16 protein-coding genes and 1 tRNA gene are annotated in these 16,365 nt (G+C 38.0%); 7 read left to right on the top strand and 10 right to left on the bottom strand.

Features of this window, described 5'->3' with window-relative positions; translation table 11 throughout:
* The first annotated feature begins 61 nt into the window (after window positions 1–61).
* Window positions 62–1,828 carry an ATP-binding protein gene (locus HH214_RS00520; RefSeq protein ID WP_211166282.1) on the top strand — a complete coding sequence of 589 codons (1,767 nt, stop codon included), beginning with the start codon at window positions 62–64 and terminating at the stop codon, window positions 1,826–1,828.
* An 18-nt stretch (window positions 1,829–1,846) separates the two neighbouring features.
* On the opposite strand, the gene HH214_RS00515 is transcribed toward HH214_RS00520, so the two are convergent.
* Window positions 1,847–2,302, bottom strand: coding sequence for a type I restriction enzyme HsdR N-terminal domain-containing protein (locus tag HH214_RS00515; RefSeq protein ID WP_169605474.1), 456 nt, complete (start codon window positions 2,300–2,302; stop codon window positions 1,847–1,849).
* Between the two features lie 65 nt (window positions 2,303–2,367).
* Here HH214_RS00515 and holA point away from each other — a divergent pair, with 65 nt between their 5' ends.
* Window positions 2,368–3,390 carry a DNA polymerase III subunit delta gene (holA, locus tag HH214_RS00510; RefSeq protein ID WP_169610999.1) on the top strand — a complete coding sequence of 341 codons (1,023 nt, stop codon included), beginning with the start codon at window positions 2,368–2,370 and terminating at the stop codon, window positions 3,388–3,390.
* Between the two features lie 55 nt (window positions 3,391–3,445).
* Here the strand turns inward: holA and HH214_RS00505 are convergent, their stop codons facing one another.
* Window positions 3,446–3,637: a hypothetical protein gene (locus HH214_RS00505; protein ID WP_169605473.1), complete on the bottom strand. Its 192-nt coding sequence runs from the start codon at window positions 3,635–3,637 to the stop codon at window positions 3,446–3,448.
* A gap of 104 nt (window positions 3,638–3,741) precedes the next feature.
* Here HH214_RS00505 and HH214_RS00500 point away from each other — a divergent pair, with 104 nt between their 5' ends.
* The 3 genes from HH214_RS00500 to HH214_RS00490 all read left to right on the top strand — a co-directional run bounded on the left by HH214_RS00500 (window position 3,742) and on the right by HH214_RS00490 (window position 7,185).
* Window positions 3,742–5,511, top strand: a complete 1,770-nt coding sequence (locus HH214_RS00500) for a PAS domain-containing sensor histidine kinase (protein ID WP_169605472.1) — start codon at window positions 3,742–3,744, stop codon at window positions 5,509–5,511.
* A gap of 209 nt (window positions 5,512–5,720) precedes the next feature.
* A complete protein-coding gene (locus HH214_RS00495; protein ID WP_169605471.1) occupies window positions 5,721–6,125 on the top strand; it encodes an EVE domain-containing protein in 405 nt (134 codons plus the stop codon).
* A 76-nt stretch (window positions 6,126–6,201) separates the two neighbouring features.
* Window positions 6,202–7,185: an aldo/keto reductase gene (locus HH214_RS00490; protein ID WP_169605470.1), complete on the top strand. Its 984-nt coding sequence runs from the start codon at window positions 6,202–6,204 to the stop codon at window positions 7,183–7,185.
* Between the two features lie 71 nt (window positions 7,186–7,256).
* Here HH214_RS00490 and HH214_RS00485 read toward each other — a convergent pair whose 3' ends face one another.
* The 4 genes from HH214_RS00485 to HH214_RS00470 form a co-directional block, all read right to left on the bottom strand.
* Window positions 7,257–7,781 carry an O-acetyl-ADP-ribose deacetylase gene (locus HH214_RS00485; RefSeq protein WP_169605469.1) on the bottom strand — a complete coding sequence of 175 codons (525 nt, stop codon included), beginning with the start codon at window positions 7,779–7,781 and terminating at the stop codon, window positions 7,257–7,259.
* A gap of 47 nt (window positions 7,782–7,828) precedes the next feature.
* On the bottom strand, window positions 7,829–8,356 hold the full coding sequence (locus HH214_RS00480; RefSeq protein WP_169605468.1) for an acyl-CoA thioesterase: 528 nt from the start codon (window positions 8,354–8,356) through the stop codon (window positions 7,829–7,831).
* A gap of 64 nt (window positions 8,357–8,420) precedes the next feature.
* Entirely contained in the window at window positions 8,421–9,653 is a 1,233-nt protein-coding gene (locus HH214_RS00475; RefSeq protein WP_169605467.1) for a type IX secretion system plug protein, read from the bottom strand.
* A 113-nt stretch (window positions 9,654–9,766) separates the two neighbouring features.
* Window positions 9,767–11,683, bottom strand: a complete 1,917-nt coding sequence (locus HH214_RS00470; protein WP_169605466.1) for an ABC-F family ATP-binding cassette domain-containing protein — start codon at window positions 11,681–11,683, stop codon at window positions 9,767–9,769.
* Window positions 11,684–12,042: 359 nt separating this feature from the next.
* Here HH214_RS00470 and HH214_RS22275 point away from each other — a divergent pair, with 359 nt between their 5' ends.
* A complete protein-coding gene (locus HH214_RS22275; protein WP_169605465.1) occupies window positions 12,043–13,173 on the top strand; it encodes an acyltransferase family protein in 1,131 nt (376 codons plus the stop codon).
* 20 nt (window positions 13,174–13,193) lie between these two features.
* Here HH214_RS22275 and HH214_RS00460 read toward each other — a convergent pair whose 3' ends face one another.
* Both HH214_RS00460 and HH214_RS00455 read right to left on the bottom strand, forming a co-directional pair.
* Window positions 13,194–13,967 carry an SGNH/GDSL hydrolase family protein gene (locus tag HH214_RS00460; RefSeq protein ID WP_169605464.1) on the bottom strand — a complete coding sequence of 258 codons (774 nt, stop codon included), beginning with the start codon at window positions 13,965–13,967 and terminating at the stop codon, window positions 13,194–13,196.
* Window positions 13,968–14,099: 132 nt separating this feature from the next.
* Window positions 14,100–14,849 (bottom strand): SGNH/GDSL hydrolase family protein, encoded by a 750-nt coding sequence (locus HH214_RS00455; protein ID WP_211166281.1) that lies wholly within the window; start codon window positions 14,847–14,849, stop codon window positions 14,100–14,102.
* Between the two features lie 79 nt (window positions 14,850–14,928).
* Between HH214_RS00455 and HH214_RS00450 the strand changes: the two genes are divergently transcribed.
* Window positions 14,929–15,972 (top strand): quinone-dependent dihydroorotate dehydrogenase, encoded by a 1,044-nt coding sequence (locus tag HH214_RS00450; RefSeq protein WP_169605463.1) that lies wholly within the window; start codon window positions 14,929–14,931, stop codon window positions 15,970–15,972.
* A 98-nt stretch (window positions 15,973–16,070) separates the two neighbouring features.
* Here the strand turns inward: HH214_RS00450 and HH214_RS00445 are convergent, their stop codons facing one another.
* Window positions 16,071–16,241, bottom strand: a complete 171-nt coding sequence (locus HH214_RS00445) for a spore protein (RefSeq protein WP_169605462.1) — start codon at window positions 16,239–16,241, stop codon at window positions 16,071–16,073.
* A gap of 30 nt (window positions 16,242–16,271) precedes the next feature.
* Window positions 16,272–16,342: transfer RNA gene (locus HH214_RS00440), tRNA-Cys, on the bottom strand.
* Window positions 16,343–16,365: the final 23 nt, after the last annotated feature.

Raw genomic sequence — 16,365 nt, 5'->3', positions numbered from 1 at the left:
AGAGTTATAAAATATAAAGATGAGTAATAAAGCAAGGTTTTTAAACCTTTCTATAAACAATGTGCTTACGAATAAACAGTCAATGCTTGATCAGGCTCGCATTCGTTTATTGTACTATGGTCTGTTACTTGTTTTTGTAGCACTTGGCATTATACTTACTAATGTATTGGTTGAAGATCAGGTTGTGCTGGCAACTGTTGCTGGCTTCATGCTGTTGAGCATGTTAATCCTGTTTAAATACCTAACATGGTGCGCCGATTGGAAGTCGGTAACTCATGCACTCATAGCTATCGGTACGCTGGTTAATATCATTGATGTTTTTGTGGTTATTCAGAAGGTGGATATTATTGCTATCCAGCTGGTGCTGATTATAACTATATTTAGTTTTTACACGGTTGGGCAAAAATGGGGGTTGATCTATTCAATACTCAACTTACTGCCCGTAATTGTATTTATGCTGTATGGGTACAAAAACATGTACATCATTGATTTTGTGCCTGAAAAGGTAGATCAATCTACTATTATCATATGCGTAATAGCTAATTTTGTTTTACTGCTTTTTATTCACAACCATTTTTATAAAACTTACCTCAGCAATATAAAGCAGTTAAAGCAAACCAGTGAAGAGCAATCTAATCTAAACTATACACTGGAAACTGCTATTGACAAGGCTGAAAAATCATCACAGGCTAAATCGGAGTTTTTATCTACGATGTCTCATGAAATCCGTACACCGTTAAACGCGGTTATCGGCATGACCAACCTGCTGATAATGAGTAATCCAAGGCCAGACCAAACAGAGAATCTGGAAATACTGAAGTTTTCAGCCAGCAACTTGTTGGCCATTGTTAATGATGTATTGGATTTCAACAAAATCGAATCTGGTAAAATTGTATTTGAAAATATCCGTTTCAATCTGGTTGAGCTGATGAACAGTATTTGTGGGGGACAAAGCATCAAAGCGCATGAAAAAGGATTAGATTTTAAGTTGCTTGTTGATGATGTACTACAAAACAAAGTTATCATTGGTGATCCTACCCGTATTACGCAAGTAATATTTAATCTGGTAAGCAATGCTATCAAGTTTACCAAGCAAGGTTGTATAACAGTACGTGTTGCTTTATTTGAAGACCGCCATGATCGGGTCACCATACACTTCTCTGTAAAAGATACAGGAATCGGTATTGAACCTGATAGCTTGGATGCTATTTTTGAACCTTTTACCCAAGAATCGGTAACTACTACACGCCAATACGGCGGAACGGGCTTAGGCTTGGCTATTGTAAAAAGGCTGTTGGAGCTTAAAGGGGTTAAAATGCAGGTAAATAGCCAACCAGGTCAAGGTTCTGAGTTTTCGTTTAACATGGAGTTTTTGGTTTCTACAGAAGTACCTGTTGAAAGTAGCGTTAAACTTCAACCCACAACCCAACAGGACAATGATTTAAGTCATCTTAAAATTTTGATCGCTGAAGATAACGTGGTAAATACCATGCTGATGAAAAAGCTTTTTTCTAAATGGAAAATACAAACATCATTTGCTGAAAACGGTGAGCGTGCTGTAGAGCAGGTACAATACGGAAACTTTGATGTTATTTTAATGGATTTGCAAATGCCGATTATGAACGGTTTTGAAGCAGCCACAGAAATACGCAAGTTAATGGACACCAAAAAAGCCAATACACCAATCATCGCCTTAACAGCATCTGCTTTAACCGAAATTCGTGAAAAGGTTTTCCAATCGGGAATGAATGATTATATATCTAAACCTTTCAAGCCTGAAGAGCTTAGAGAGAAGTTAATCAGCATGACAACTGAAAAAGCTGTATAACTATTTTATCAGCTTTCTTTAACCCTCATAACTTGGTAGCTCCTGAACAAACTTATACGTTTTGTTAGGCACATCAATCAAACAATAATAATGTTGTAAACCGTTAGTTACCGCTAATAAGGGTGCTTGGTGCGTGATATTATAACGGGCAATCTGATCAAATACTTTCTGCGTAATCTCTACGGCAGGCGCCTTACACTCTACCATTAATGTTTTTTGGCCGTCTGAATTAAAAACAACAATATCCGACCGGCGAGGTCTGCCATGTACTTGTAAGCCGCCTTCTAACTTAATTAGAGCTTTCGGGTATTTTTTTTCTCGTATTAGGTATTGTACAAAATGCTGCCGCACCCATTCCTCTGGGGTGAGTACTAAGTTCTTTTTCCTAATCTCATCATAAATAAAGAGTTGTTCATTTTGCTCTGTTAACTTAAAAGGATAGGGAGGTAGGTGGAGCGGTTGTAACAAGTTCATGAGGCGAAAATCAGTATTTTGCCTGCTATTTCCTAAATCGTTATTTGTAATTTGGTACCCGAATGATGACTGCCGACGATATACTGAAAGATTTAGCAAAACGAAAATACAAACCAGTTTACCTGCTTCATGGCGAAGAGCCTTACTTTATCGATCAAATCAGCAATTATGTAGAAGATAAACTCTTAAGTGATGCGGAGAAGGGCTTTAATCAAACGGTATTATATGGCAAAGATACAGAGATCATGACAGTATTAAATGCAGCAAAACGTTACCCGATGATGGCTGAGCATCAAGTTGTTTTGGTTAAAGAAGCTCAAGATTTAAAGTGGGGAAAGGAGGACACTGATAAAAAAGGGATCAACCCGCTGTTGAGCTACATGGAAAATCCTTTGCCGAGCACCATACTGGTCTTTTGTTATAAATACGGTAAGTTCGATAAACGGAAAAAGGTATATAAAGCTATCGAAAAAAACGGGCTTGTATTTGAATCAGCTGCTTTGTATGATAATAAAGTTCCGGCATGGATAGAGAAATTCGTGTCAGAAAAAGGGTATCGTATAGGCGAGAAGGCAGCTAACATGCTTACGGAGTATTTGGGTAACGATTTATCAAAAGTTGCTAATGAGCTGGAGAAGCTGATGCTTAACATTGCAGCTGGTCAGGAAATGACTTTACCTTATATTCAGGAAAATATAGGGGTAAGTAAAGAGTACAATGTTTTTGAACTGCAAACAGCTTTAATTAAGCGAGACGTATTAAAGGCTAATCAAATAGTAAACTATTTTGAAGCAAACCCTAAAAGCAATCCTATTGTACTGATTTTAGCGAGCTTGAATAATTTTTTCAGTAAGGTACTGCAATATCATTACGTTAAAGACAAATCAGCACAGACTTTAGCCCGGGAATTGGGTGTAAGCCCGTATGTATTAAAAAATTACGAGCAGGCAGTGCGCAGCTATTCTCAGTTTAAAACCATGGATATTATAGGCTTGCTGCGCGAATATGATTTAAAAACAAAAGGCGTTAATGCAAACGCCTTACATGGTGATTTACTGAAAGAACTAGTTTTTAAAATTATGCATTAACACCAGTTCTGCTTATACCAGCACCATTTTCTAATGTTTAAATTGTAGCTGCTTTTTATTCGCCGGTATCAGGCTGAAAGTCTTCATCGTAAGCCAAATCATCTTCGTTGAATTGTTTCACTTCACCTGATTCTAGTTCTACTTCAACTAAATCACCATCTTTTAATTGGTTGGTATTTACTGTTCCTTTCTCGTCAGTTGCATCAATAACAACGCGATCGCCGTACTCAAATAATCCGTTTTTCATAGTTCATAAGTAACGCTTAGGTTATGTAAAAGTTTAGGTTATAGCCTATAATTTATCAATATAATTGTACATTCGGCACATATTATTAAGCTATTTGGTTATACATGAATCTACATCTACTGCTGGATACTAACGGCCGTATCAGGTTGGTTAGTAAGTTCAAAGAAAACTTTTTAGGGCATCAGCATGCAGATTTTACGGGCTCATTTATACAAGATTACTTATCAGCAGAAGATGCACAACCCTTATTGTATTTTTTAAAAACGGCATCAGCAGAAGATACAATCATCCGCTCTGCTTTAAGTTTTAAAACGCACAATGCAACTACGGCTAAAGTTGAGATTACATTAACCTGTTTATCTGATAACCCTACAGTTAATGGAATAGCTGCTAGTATCCGGAACATCGTTACAGAGCTGCCTGGCAAGCAAAGAAGTGCACATGCCATAAATGCCTCGTTCTATATTAATCATCCATTAGGGATATTGCAACTGAATAAGACAGGTGAGATTACTCGGGTTAATACACAATTACTAACTGATTCAGGTTACACACTTTCTGACATTCAGCATAAACCTTTGCTGAACTTTATATTGCCTCAATATCGATACAAAGCTTTGCGAAAATTTGTTCAAGCTTGTAATCAAGGTAAAGCTTCCACTTTTGATGTGGAAGTTTTTAAGGCTGGTGATGGGATACTTGATGTTAACCTTACCATGGTTGCCGTGCTTTTTCAAAACCAGATTTTTGAAATTCATGTATCCATAAAAAATATTACTGAAAGATTAGCGCTGCAGCAAACTTTAAAAAAACTGTCTATTGTAGCTGACAAAACTACCAACGGTGTAGTTATACTTAATCCAAATTTTCGGGTAGAATGGGTTAATGACGGCTTTTTACAAATGACAGGCTATAAGTATGCAGAGGTTCTGGAGAGTAAAATAAGCCAACTACTGAAGTTAGAAACGCTGGATTCAGAAGTTCTGGAAGACGCAAGGCAAAAAATGGCCAAAGGGGTAAGTGTTGAGCAGGAGATGCTTTGTTATCGTAAAGATGGCACTACTTTTTGGAACTTGATTAAAGCTACTCCGATATTTGATGATTTGGGAAAGCTAGAACGCTATATTATTATACATGTAGATATTACCGAAAAGAAAAAGGCTGAAATGGAGTTAAGGCTCTTAGCTGATGACTTATACCGACAAAATAAGGAACTGCATCAGTTTGCCTATATTGTGTCGCACAATCTGCGATCGCCGGTGGCCAATATTGTAGGGTTAACCAATTTACTCGAGCTGTTTAAGGATGATGCTGATGTGCATGGCCAAACGTTAAAAAAGCTGATTAAATCAGTAAATAACCTAGATGCCGTTATTAAAGATTTAAGCTATATTCTTACCGTTAATAATGCCAGTAAAGATCTGTTTAAAGAGCCCATTCATTTACAGGATTTATTGCATCAGGTACTCATTGATTTGCAGCCTATAATTGTGCACACAGATGCTGATATTATGCTGCCTCCTAAACCTTTGGTGGTTCATACGAACAGAGCTTATATGTACAGCATATTATATAACCTGATTAGCAATGCTATAAAATACAGGTCATATCAAAAGCCTCACGTTAAAATTGATTATTACTTCACCGAAGAGCATACAATAATATACGTAGCCGACAATGGCAAAGGTATCGATCTGGATAAGCATGCCGATGATTTATTTAAACCCTATAAACGTTTTGACGCTAAAGTAGAAGGCAAGGGTTTAGGCTTATTTTTAGTTAAAAGCCATGTGGAAGCCATGGGAGGAAGCTTAAACCTAAAAAGCAAATTGAATCAGGGTTCCACTTTTTACATTAAGTTACCGCTAGGATAAGCATAATAAACAGGTAGCCGGTTTACTATTTTTTTTATTCGTCCTGCTAAGCTATACCAAGCTTACAGATTAGAAACTCAAGTTACACCAAGTCTGCTTTTTAATTTTTTAAACTCTACCATTTTCATCTAATTTGCAAATGGCTAGGTACATCATAAATATTTTATGATGATTCATTCATGCTTTTGAAGCTTTCAATTTTTTAAATAATGCAATACTTTTTAGTTAAGTCCGAACCTTTTAAATATAGCTGGGAAAAATTTAATGAGGATGGCCGTACCTTTTGGGATGGGGTACGTAATTATCAGGCGCGTAATAATTTAAAAGCCATGAAAGAAGGCGACCTGGTACTCTTTTATCACAGTAATGAAGGAAAAGCTGTAGTTGGTGTAGCTAAAGTGGTGAAAGAGTTTTATCAGGATCCAACTACCGATGATGTCAACTGGGTAGTTGTTGATTTAGCACCCATGGAAACTTTAAAGAACCCAGTAACTCTGGAGCAAATCAAAACCGATGAACAATTAAAAGATATTGCTTTAGTTCGGCAGGGTAGGCTTTCAGTAATGCCATTAAAAGCAGAAGAGTTTGACCGTATAGTGGCTTTGGGAAGTTAGTAAAGCTTGTTTTTGTTTTGTCTTCTATTCTGGTAATTACATAAAACTTTACCATTTATTTATCAGTTAAATAAACATGAAATACAGATCATTCAAAGATGTATCAGTTGCCGAAGTTGGTTTAGGTACCTGGCAATTAGGCAGTGCCGATTGGGGAAATGTAAATGAAGAGGAAGCTTTGCAAATACTGCAGCGTTATGTAGACGCTGGTGGTAATTTCATTGATACGGCCGATGTATATGGAATGGGAGTCAGTGAGACGGTTATTGGTAAGTTCCTGAAATCTGTTAATAAAGAAATTTACGTAGCTACCAAATTGGGCAGGCGCGGAGACGCGGGTAATGGCTGGCCGCAAAATTTCACTTACGGTGCCATGAAACAGCAGGCTGAAGATTCTTTAAAGCATTTGGGTTTACAACAGCTGTTTTTAGAACAACTGCATTGCATCCCAACTGAGGAGATGAAAGCCGGTAAAGTGTTTGATAATCTTCGTCAATTACAACAAGAAGGATTAATCCGTTACTTTGGTGCCAGTGTAGAAACTTCAGAAGAAGCCTTGATTTGCTTGGAGCAAGAGGGGTTAGCCTCATTGCAAATTATATTTAACTTGTTCAGGCAGCATGTGGCCGATGAGATTTTTGCTAAGGCGAAAGAAAAAGGAGTAGCCTTAATTGTGCGTGTACCTTTAGCTAGCGGACTACTCAGCGGTAAATTTAGTGAAGACACACAATTTGAGCAGAATGACCATCGTAACTTTAACGCTAATGGCGAAAAGTTCAATGCCGGCGAAACATTTTCGGGTGTAGAATTCAAAGAAGGTATTAAGTTAGCTAATGAAATTAAAACGATGCTGCCGGATGACCACATGGCGCAATGGGCTATCCGTTGGATTTTAGATCACCCTGAAGTAACAACTGTAATTCCTGGCGCTTCAAAAATCAGTCAGGTTGATAGTAATGTATCTGCTTCCGAATTAGCTTCATTATCATCAGCCACACACCAGCAATTGCGAAAGTTGTATGATGAACAAATTCATAAACAAATAAGAGGGCATTATTAATAATGTCTTCTTATAAATCCTGGTAAGGAAAATTTAGTATGATTATTCTTTACCAGGATTTTTAATGCTCTCTAAAGTTTGTTTAGTAATTCTTCGTACAGAGTTAGGTTCTCTGCATCAAAGCATATAAAAGTTACTTTATCCAAAAACGTGTTTTGCTGTAAAAAGGCATTCACAGCATCAACAGCTACTTGGGCTGCTTCTGTTTTAGGGTAACGGTAAACTCCTGTACTGATATTGGGAAAAGCTATGGTTTTTACGCTGTGTTCAACGGCTAATTGTAAGCTATGGGTGTAGCAATTGGCTAATAATTCGGCCTCGTTCTTTTTACCGCCGTTCCAAACGGGCCCAACGGTATGGATAACATATTTAGCTGGTAACCTGCCGCCGCTGGTAATTACTGCCTCACCTGTATGGCAGCGCCCCTGGTGGGCTATAATGGCTCTGCATTCTTCCAGTATCTGCTTACCACCAGCCCGATGAATGGCTCCGTCCACACCACCACCGCCTAGTAAACTACTATTAGCCGCATTAACAATGGCATCAACATACAATTTGGTTATATCGCCTTGTAGTAACTCTATTCGCTTGTTCATGTATAACTGTTACTAACATATAAACAAGCATTAAGTTTATAGTTGGCTTAAGCCTCGTGTTTGGCAGCCATAAACAAAGCCTTCAGTTCAGTAGCATCATTAGGTTGCATGCGTCCGCTCAGGATAAGTCGTAATTGACGGCGGCGTAAAGCTGCATCAAATATGGTTTGTTCATCAGCCGTTTCTGGTGTAATTTCAGGCACCGGTACAGGTTTACCTTCCTGATCTACAGCTACAAAGGTGTAATAAGCTTCATTACTTTTAACACGTGTACCCGAAGGGATATTAGATGTCCATACGTCTAAACGAACTTCCATGGATTTGTTAAAAGCACGGGTTACTTTGGCTTCAATGGTTACCGCATCTCCTAACTTGATAGATTGTTGAAAAGATACATTATCTACTGAAGCAGTTACTACCAATCGGTTACTATGCTTCTGCGCCGACATAGCTGCGGCAATATCCATCCAATATAATAAGCGGCCGCCCATCAGGTTGTGCATCATGTTGGTATCATTAGGCATTACAAATTCATTCATGATAACTAATGATTCCTGGGGCTTTTTTGTGTTCATGTGAGTAGTGGTGTAAACTGCAAAAGTACACATTTAATATTAGAAGAATTATAGCTGCAACAGCCTAGCGCTTAATCGTGTTTATAGTTTTAAAACCAATTAGTTCTTCCCAGCGAGCGCCTACTGGCCGATAATAAACCAGAAGCTGATAATCATTTTCGGTTTCAAAGTAGCTGCCTTCCAAAGTTACATAATCAGGGTGGGAGGTAGTGTTAGGTACCCAAACATATTGGTAGTCGTAAACGCCTTGTTTAAGCAAGGTGTTTAAGTAATAACGATTACGAGTATCATCGTACGTAAAACGATTACTTGCATTTAGTGCGTAATTATTAAACTTACCTACTACATAAAGCGAACCATTGGCAGGAACTTGTTCGGCAGCAAAGCTAAAGTACATGCGTGCATAATCAGCATCAATACGAGCATCACGACCATCTTGATTACCAATAAAGTAGTTTCCATCATTGTCGTATTCAAGTAGATACCCATTTTTGTTTCGGCTTACATCTGTTAATAACAATACAGCATTTGCAGTATCTTTGAAAATACGCGCAACACGTTCTGAGTTTAACTTGAGCGTGCGAGTATCAAAATGCCGGAACTCATTGCCACCTGGAAAATCGTTGATGCTGATATCATTATAAAACAACTGGCTGCCTTGCACAAAGGTAGGTTGCGTATTCAGGTAACTAACTTCGGGATGCCCATTCTGCATCACGAGCACTTTAATGTCGTTGTATGGATTGGCTACGTTTATACCCGCGTAGTCAAATCTAAAATTTATTTTCTGGTTAGTTTGACGTAGCGATACGTTGTTAGATGGTACAACCTCGGCGCTAATGCCAGCTTGTGGATTAACTACGTAAATGCGCCGGGTTAATACAGGCTTGTTTTGATCGCCGTCTTCATAAACTTTTAATAAGTAGTTGCCGGATAGCTTAGGTGCTATGTTTTGGTTAGGAAACTTCACTTCATAGTGTACATATTTCTGCACCGTACCACTTGAGTACTGATAATCCAGCAAACGATCTTCCAGAAAGCTTTGTAAGTATTCTGCCGGCGATAGCTGAGAAGGCTGCCAACTGTTATCACAATGCTCAACGGTGTAGTAGTAATCGTGGCTTTGTCCACTCAAGTCATCAAAGCTTAACAAGATTTGATCGTTAGAACGCAGGTTAATAGCTGGAAATGATCCTTCTTTAGCTGCATTATAACAAAGTACACTTTTGATATTTGCACGGTAAACATTATCTGTATAAGTTATGCTTTGTGCAAAAGCTGCCGGTAAAAGCAGCATTAAGCAGCTTATACAAGTTATAGTAAAGATGAAGAACTTATAATAATTTAAGCTTGTATAATAATGCTTCAATTGCTGTGATACCTTTACCGGCAAAAACATAATTCAAATAATTAAGCTTCCAGTTCCATAATCTGCTCGGCCAGCGTTTCCCATTGTTGCTGTACCTGTTTTAGCGCCGATTGTTTTTGCTGATAAGCACTGTTGGTTTCTTTGAGCTTGTTAGCGTTGCTGTAAATGCTATCATCAGCCAATTTCGTTTCCAGCTGTTTTACTTCTTTCTCTAAATCGGATATTTGCTGCTCCATCCGACCTAAATCCTGATTTAGTTTTTTCAACTGTTTGGATTTATCCTCGGTAGGCTGCTGAACAACAGGTTTCTTTTCTTCCTTTTTAGGCTGAGGTGCCGGAGCTGCAGTTTTCGGCTGTAACTTGCGTTTATTTTGCCATTCCTCATACTCGGCGTAAGTGCCAGGGTACTCTTTTATTTTATGGTCTTCAATGTACCATATCTTGTTAGCGATATTATCCAGGAAGTAACGGTCGTGTGATACGGCAATAAAAGTGCCTTCATACTGCTGTAAAGCTTGGATCAGAATGTTTACTGACTGCATGTCCAAGTGGTTGGTAGGCTCATCCAGTATCAAAAAGTTAGCATCAGCCGTTAAGGCTTTAGCTAAAGCAACCCTTGATTTTTCACCACCCGAAAGCACCTTGATCTTTTTAAACACATCATCGCCGGTAAACAAGAATGAACCTAGTATGGAACGCAGTTCAGTATCGGTATGTTTAGGGGCAAAAGTTTGTAACTCTTGTAGTATTTCACTTTCCAGGTGCAAAGATTCCAGTTGGTGCTGTGCGAAGAAAGTTTGAGTTACGTTATAACCCGTGTCGGATTTGCCGGTGAAAGTCTTATCAGCACCTGCAATAATGCGCAGCAAGGTTGACTTACCACGGCCGTTAGCACCAATCAACGCAATTTTATCGCCTTTTTCAATGACTGCATTAGCATGATCAAGTATTTCCAGGTTTGGATAGCTTTTACCTAAATTTTCAATGTTGATTACGTGGCGGCCTGATTGCTTGGTAAATTTGAAGTTAAAGTTTACGCTTGGGTTATCATCATCCACATCATCTACACGCTCCATCTTATCCAGCATCTTGATGCGTGATTGCGCCATTTTAGCTTTAGATGCTTTAGCACGGAAGCGCTCAATTAAGCGCTCTTCCTGCTTAATTTTTGCCTGCTGGTTTTTAAACTCACCACGTTGAATTTCTTCACGCAGAGATTTTTCTTCCAGGTAGAAAGTGTAATTGCCGGCGTAAACAGTTAATTTACCTTTACGGGATTCAACAGTTCGGTTAATTACTTTATCTAAAAACCAACGGTCGTGAGATACGATAACGATAGCGCCTTCAAAGTTTTTCAGGTAATCTTCCAGCCATTGAATAGAAGGTAAATCCAAGTGGTTGGTAGGCTCATCCAGCAGTAGAATATCTGGTGCTTGTAACAGAATTTTAGCCAGCATTACCCGCATACGCCACCCACCTGAGAAGGTACTTAGTTTGCGTTCCTGGTCAACATCACTAAAGCCTAAGCCTGCTAAAATTTCGTGAGCTTTGTACTCAATATTGTAGCCATCTAAAGCTTCAAATTCCTGTTGCTTGTCACTGAGTTTGTTAAGCAAATCTTCACTGTAATCAGTTTCTAACTTTTTCAGTAAAGTTTCAATCTCAGTGTGCAATTGATTTTGACGATCAAAAGCTTCCATAGCCACGTGCAGAATAGACTTATCGGAAGCGTAAGAAAGCAAATCCTGATTTAAATAACCAATAGTCAGTTCCTTTGATTTAGATATAGTACCTGAAGTAGGTTTATAATCCCCCACAATCAGTTTCAGCAAAGTAGTTTTGCCAGTTCCATTAGCACCAATAAGGCCAATTTTTTCTCCGGGTTTAATGTGCCAGTTAGCTTCATCATACAGTGCACGCGCACCAATCTCGAACGTAAGGTTATTTATCGCAATCATTTATCTACAAATATACGAAACCATGTAGGCTGCTTAAAATGAAGGTTTAAAAATTAAAGAGCGCTGACTATTAAGTGCTATCGGCCTTGATGTGAAGTTGTGAAATGAATTACTTCACATATTTATTGTGAATAAAGTGAGAAAATTTGCGAATTTAATGAGAAATTTTAACTTTGCGGTAACATATAAACATCACAATTAACATCGATAATCTTCCATGTTGCAAAATGTATACTGGGTTTGCATAAAGATGATCTGTAATAATCGCCGATGCTTATATACAATAACTTCTATCGGTGCATGCACTGATAAAAACGTAGCTAGCTCATAGTTAAACAACTATTACTTGGAAGGCATTGATGATATTAGAATACGCTGGTACTACTTTACCTAAACTTAAACCAAACCCAATTAAAATTTCAACGCCTGTTGAAAGCAGACGTCAGGAATATCCATTTATCAACTTAATACGGTTTTTGTCGATGATGGGCATTGTTTGGGCTCATAACAAAGTATTTTCACCGTATGAAATTGATCCACTGCCCAAGGTAGATCATGCAAACATCTGCATTTATTTTTACCAGATATTTAAGTTTTCTGTACTATGCTTTTTCATTATTTCAGGGTTTTTACTTGGTTCTAAAATAGATCATGATAGCCCTAAAAACTATTTTATACGGCGTTTAACAACAACCTTAAAGCCTTACGCTGTTGCATTTATCATTCTTTTTTCAATAGTTTTCATCAGGGTTTTTCTACTGCATCATGATCAAGATCAACTCAAAACGGTAGGTGGTATTCTGCACTTCTGCTTTTTATCAAGTCATTTATGGTACCTACCTAATTATCTGATTTGTTTAAGTGTTCTATTTTGTTTTCACAAATTAGTTAATAAGGTTTCCTTTGGTTTGATTTTGCTCGGAATAACGTTAGTCTATTCAATAGCTACAGTTTACATCAAGCAATTTGAACTATCCCACACGTCTGCTTTATTTGCCTTTGTATTTTACCTTTGGTTAGGGGTATATATCCGGAAAAGTAATTTTGTACAAAAAATATACATGATGAATCCGTGGTTGTTACTTGGTTTAGTAATAGCTACTTATATCATTTCAAGTGTTGAGTCATGTTACTTGTATAAGCACCAGCTTAACTTTTTTAGCGTATTACGATTAGGAAATCAGCTATATGCTATATGCATGTTTATGTTTTTGGTTCGTGTATGTCCAAAAGCGCCGAAGTTTGGTTTTTTTAATCCGAGAGCCGAAACTTACGGTATCTACCTTTATCATGGAACCATTATGTATTACGTTTTCCCTAAGTTAATTATATGGGCCGATCAGTACTTGGGGGTTCAAATTTATACTTACAAAGCTCTTGTTTATGTACCACTAGCCATAGCGTCTTTTTTTGTCAGCTACCTTACAACTGTAGTGTTTGTGAAATTTTTGTTGCGATATAATTTGGCTTACTTAAAGCTAGGTAACTAAAAATATAGTACCCCTAATTACTAGAGGTTTATTAGTTTTAGAAGCAGTGGGAATGTTATGAAGGATTGATAAATAATTTTATGACCTTTATTATTCACATGAACGCCATCGCCAGAATTGAAATCCGGTTTAATGTTCCAGGTGTCATCACTTAACTGATTCAAATAATCATTTACATGGTTTGGAAAAGCAGCATTTAGTTCATCATCTACAGTTTTTAACCGTTTTCTGGTTTGTAGTGAAGAAAAGTTTCTAGGCTGAGTACCTGTAATAATATAAGCCACTTTAGAGGAATCTAATAATGAAGCCATCAATTTGAAATTGTTCATGATTTCAGTATCGCTATAATCATAAGCAATATCGTTAGTCGGTAAGTTAATAATAACCATATCCGGATGATAGCTTAATGCTTGAGTAATGTTATTATTTACAGCAGGGTAGGCTCTGGATGGTCCGGGTATAAAATTGGTGGGCATGACATTGTAAGTACTGAAACCACCAACACCTAAATTAATTATTCTTGCTTTTTTACTATTAAGTAACTGGCTGTTTAGCCTGTTTACCCAGCTTGAATCAATAGAACTGGCTCCGTAGCCTGCTGCTGTAGATGAACCAACTACAACAATTGTTTTTAGTTTACTGGATACTTTTAAGGGAATAGGGTTTGTAATAGCATTAAGTGTGCTATCATGCTTAGTGGTTGAATCAATTTCCGAAATTTTTTTGCAAGATATACAGCAGTTATAAAGACAGGCAAATAGAAAAAAAAGTCTGGTACGGTAAAGTATACTCATCTACAATATTTTATGAGTCCAATATATATATTGTATTATAAATGTTACAAATAAAAATATATTGAACTCATAAGTCAGATCGTGCTTGTTACTAAGCAGAACGTGAGATATGTGAGAGAATTTGTTACCAACTCATTTCACTGCTTTCAGCCAAGCTTGAGCCATTAAAGCTTCTCCTGCTACACTCGGGTGTACACCATCAGTAGTCCAGTAAGAGCCTGGAGCTGCTTTCAAAGCTTCGTTAAATAGGCTTTGGTAAGGTATAAATACAGCATCAAACTCCGTAGCTATTTCACGAGCAGCCTGTCGGTAGTTGTCAAAGGTAGGATACCATCTTTCATCAACAGCTTTCACGCCTTTAACCGCAAACGGTTCGCCTATAATCAATTTTACATTGGGCAGGGCTTGTTTGGTGCGGGTTAGCAAAGCTTTGTAATCATTGCGGTAAGTTTCTACTGTACCTTTATATCCGTTGGATAAGGTATGCCAAAAATCATTTACCCCAACCAGAACACTAAGCACGTTAGGTTTTATAGCTAAACAATCAGCTTCCCAACGGTCTGCCAATTGATATACTTTATTACCGCTAATACCTTTATTATAAATGTGCAGGTTTTTAGTTGGGTTGTTAAGTAACAACTGCGAGGCCGTTAAAAGCGCGTAGCCCGATCCTAAGGCCGAAGATGTATTAAAATTAGCATCTGTTTTGTTACGTCCCCAATCTGTTATCGAATCTCCTTGAAAAAGAATAGTATCGTTAACAGTTAAAGAAACTTTTTTGGCTGGGAGTGCTGTTGCTGCAGCATTAACAATGTCTGGGATGGAAACGGTAGCCAGTGTTGCAATAGCTGAGCTCTGGATAAATTTGCGGCGGTTAAGCATAATATAGGTAAATTGGTTTTGTAGGTACTTGTTGTTACCAAAGCTACAAATTCAAGGAATAAACTTCTAACTTCGCCTCATGTATTCTTTAATAAAGCCTATACTATTCAAGTTTGATCCTGAGAAAGTTCATCATTTCGTTACTGCCGGCTTAAAGCTAGCTAATCATGTTCCCGGTGCTACTGCACTAACCAGAACTGCTTGGAATGTTGAAGATAAGAGATTAACTCGCGAGGTATTTGGATTAAAATTCAAAAACCCGGTAGGGTTAGCTGCTGGCTTTGATAAAAATGGTGAACTGATAGCTGAAATGGCTAACTTAGGTTTTGGCTTTGTGGAAGTAGGAACAGTGACGCCTTTACCTCAACCTGGTAATCCTAAGCCTCGCATGTTCCGGTTGCCTACTGATGGAGCTTTGATTAATCGGATGGGATTTAACAATCAGGGGGCTGAAGTATTAGCTGCACGTATTAAAGCTTATCGTAAAACCCAACAATCGGAGCAGCAAGGAATAATGATAGGTGGTAATATTGGTAAAAATAAGAATACGTCTAATGAAGATGCCGTAAACGACTACATTAAATGTTTTGATTGCTTATTTGATGTGGTAGATTACTTTGTAGTAAACGTTAGTTCGCCTAATACGCCCGGCTTAAGAGCGTTGCAGGAAAAGGAACCACTCATGCACATCTTGAATACACTGCAACAGCGAAATAATAAGAATGGCAAAAGCAGACCTATATTATTGAAGATAGCACCAGATTTGACCAATGAGCAGTTAGATGATATTGTTGATATTGTGCTGCAAACCGGAATAGCTGGCCTGATTGCTACTAATACTACAATAAACCGCGAAAGTTTGCAAACCAACGGGAGTGTAGTTACTGAAACCGGAGGATTAAGTGGCAAGCCTTTAACCACTCGTTCTACAGAAGTAATCAGATACCTTAATCAAAAATCAAATGGAGCTTTTCCGATTATTGGAGTAGGTGGCGTACACTCTCCTGAAGATGCCTTAGAGAAATTACAAGCTGGAGCTGCGCTTATACAACTATACACCGGCTTTATTTATGAGGGACCAGGGCTAATTGGTCGCATCAATAAAAAAATCCTGTCAGTATAAACTGACAGGATTTTTAATATGGTAAGCTAAAATACTTGCTGAACAAGTTTGCTATTTTTAATTAAATGTAGTAGGTAATTGGGGCAGAAGCCTGATAATTACTTGGTCAAATTAGCTAAAACTTCGTTGTTTTTAGCAATTTGGCTATTTTTAGATTCTTTTGAGCGGCTGCCTGGTTCCAGGTTAGTAGCCAGTTTTAAGTGTTGTACTTCTAAACGAGAAACAGTTTTGTTTCTTCTGTCTTTTCTTTTTAAACGTGTAACGCCCATGGCAAATTTTATTTAATCGTAAATCCTGTGAGGTCGAGAGCGGATTCGAACCGCTGTAGAAGGTTTTGCAGACCTCTGCCTAGCCACTCGGCCACCCGACCATTCGTTTTAAATGGAGTGCAAA

This window comes from Mucilaginibacter robiniae (genome assembly GCF_012849215.1).
Classification (GTDB): Bacteria; Bacteroidota; Bacteroidia; order Sphingobacteriales; family Sphingobacteriaceae; genus Mucilaginibacter; species Mucilaginibacter robiniae.
This window is presented reverse-complemented; position numbering and strand designations above follow the sequence as displayed.

What these genes read in the sequence shown, in the direction of transcription:
- HH214_RS00515 (WP_169605474.1), bottom strand. Translation starts at nt 2,302, where the DNA reads ATGAACTTGTTACAACCGCTCCACCTACCTCCCTATCCTTTTAAGTTA.
- holA (WP_169610999.1), top strand. Translation starts at nt 2,368, where the DNA reads ATGACTGCCGACGATATACTGAAAGATTTAGCAAAACGAAAATACAAA.
- HH214_RS00505 (WP_169605473.1), bottom strand. Translation starts at nt 3,637, where the DNA reads ATGAAAAACGGATTATTTGAGTACGGCGATCGCGTTGTTATTGATGCA.
- HH214_RS00500 (WP_169605472.1), top strand. Translation starts at nt 3,742, where the DNA reads ATGAATCTACATCTACTGCTGGATACTAACGGCCGTATCAGGTTGGTT.
- HH214_RS00495 (WP_169605471.1), top strand. Translation starts at nt 5,721, where the DNA reads ATGCAATACTTTTTAGTTAAGTCCGAACCTTTTAAATATAGCTGGGAA.
- HH214_RS00490 (WP_169605470.1), top strand. Translation starts at nt 6,202, where the DNA reads ATGAAATACAGATCATTCAAAGATGTATCAGTTGCCGAAGTTGGTTTA.
- HH214_RS00485 (WP_169605469.1), bottom strand. Translation starts at nt 7,781, where the DNA reads ATGAACAAGCGAATAGAGTTACTACAAGGCGATATAACCAAATTGTAT.
- HH214_RS00480 (WP_169605468.1), bottom strand. Translation starts at nt 8,356, where the DNA reads ATGAACACAAAAAAGCCCCAGGAATCATTAGTTATCATGAATGAATTT.
- HH214_RS00475 (WP_169605467.1), bottom strand. Translation starts at nt 9,653, where the DNA reads ATGCTGCTTTTACCGGCAGCTTTTGCACAAAGCATAACTTATACAGAT.
- HH214_RS00470 (WP_169605466.1), bottom strand. Translation starts at nt 11,683, where the DNA reads ATGATTGCGATAAATAACCTTACGTTCGAGATTGGTGCGCGTGCACTG.
- HH214_RS22275 (WP_169605465.1), top strand. Translation starts at nt 12,043, where the DNA reads ATGATATTAGAATACGCTGGTACTACTTTACCTAAACTTAAACCAAAC.
- HH214_RS00460 (WP_169605464.1), bottom strand. Translation starts at nt 13,967, where the DNA reads ATGAGTATACTTTACCGTACCAGACTTTTTTTTCTATTTGCCTGTCTT.
- HH214_RS00455 (WP_211166281.1), bottom strand. Translation starts at nt 14,849, where the DNA reads ATGCTTAACCGCCGCAAATTTATCCAGAGCTCAGCTATTGCAACACTG.
- HH214_RS00450 (WP_169605463.1), top strand. Translation starts at nt 14,929, where the DNA reads ATGTATTCTTTAATAAAGCCTATACTATTCAAGTTTGATCCTGAGAAA.
- HH214_RS00445 (WP_169605462.1), bottom strand. Translation starts at nt 16,241, where the DNA reads ATGGGCGTTACACGTTTAAAAAGAAAAGACAGAAGAAACAAAACTGTT.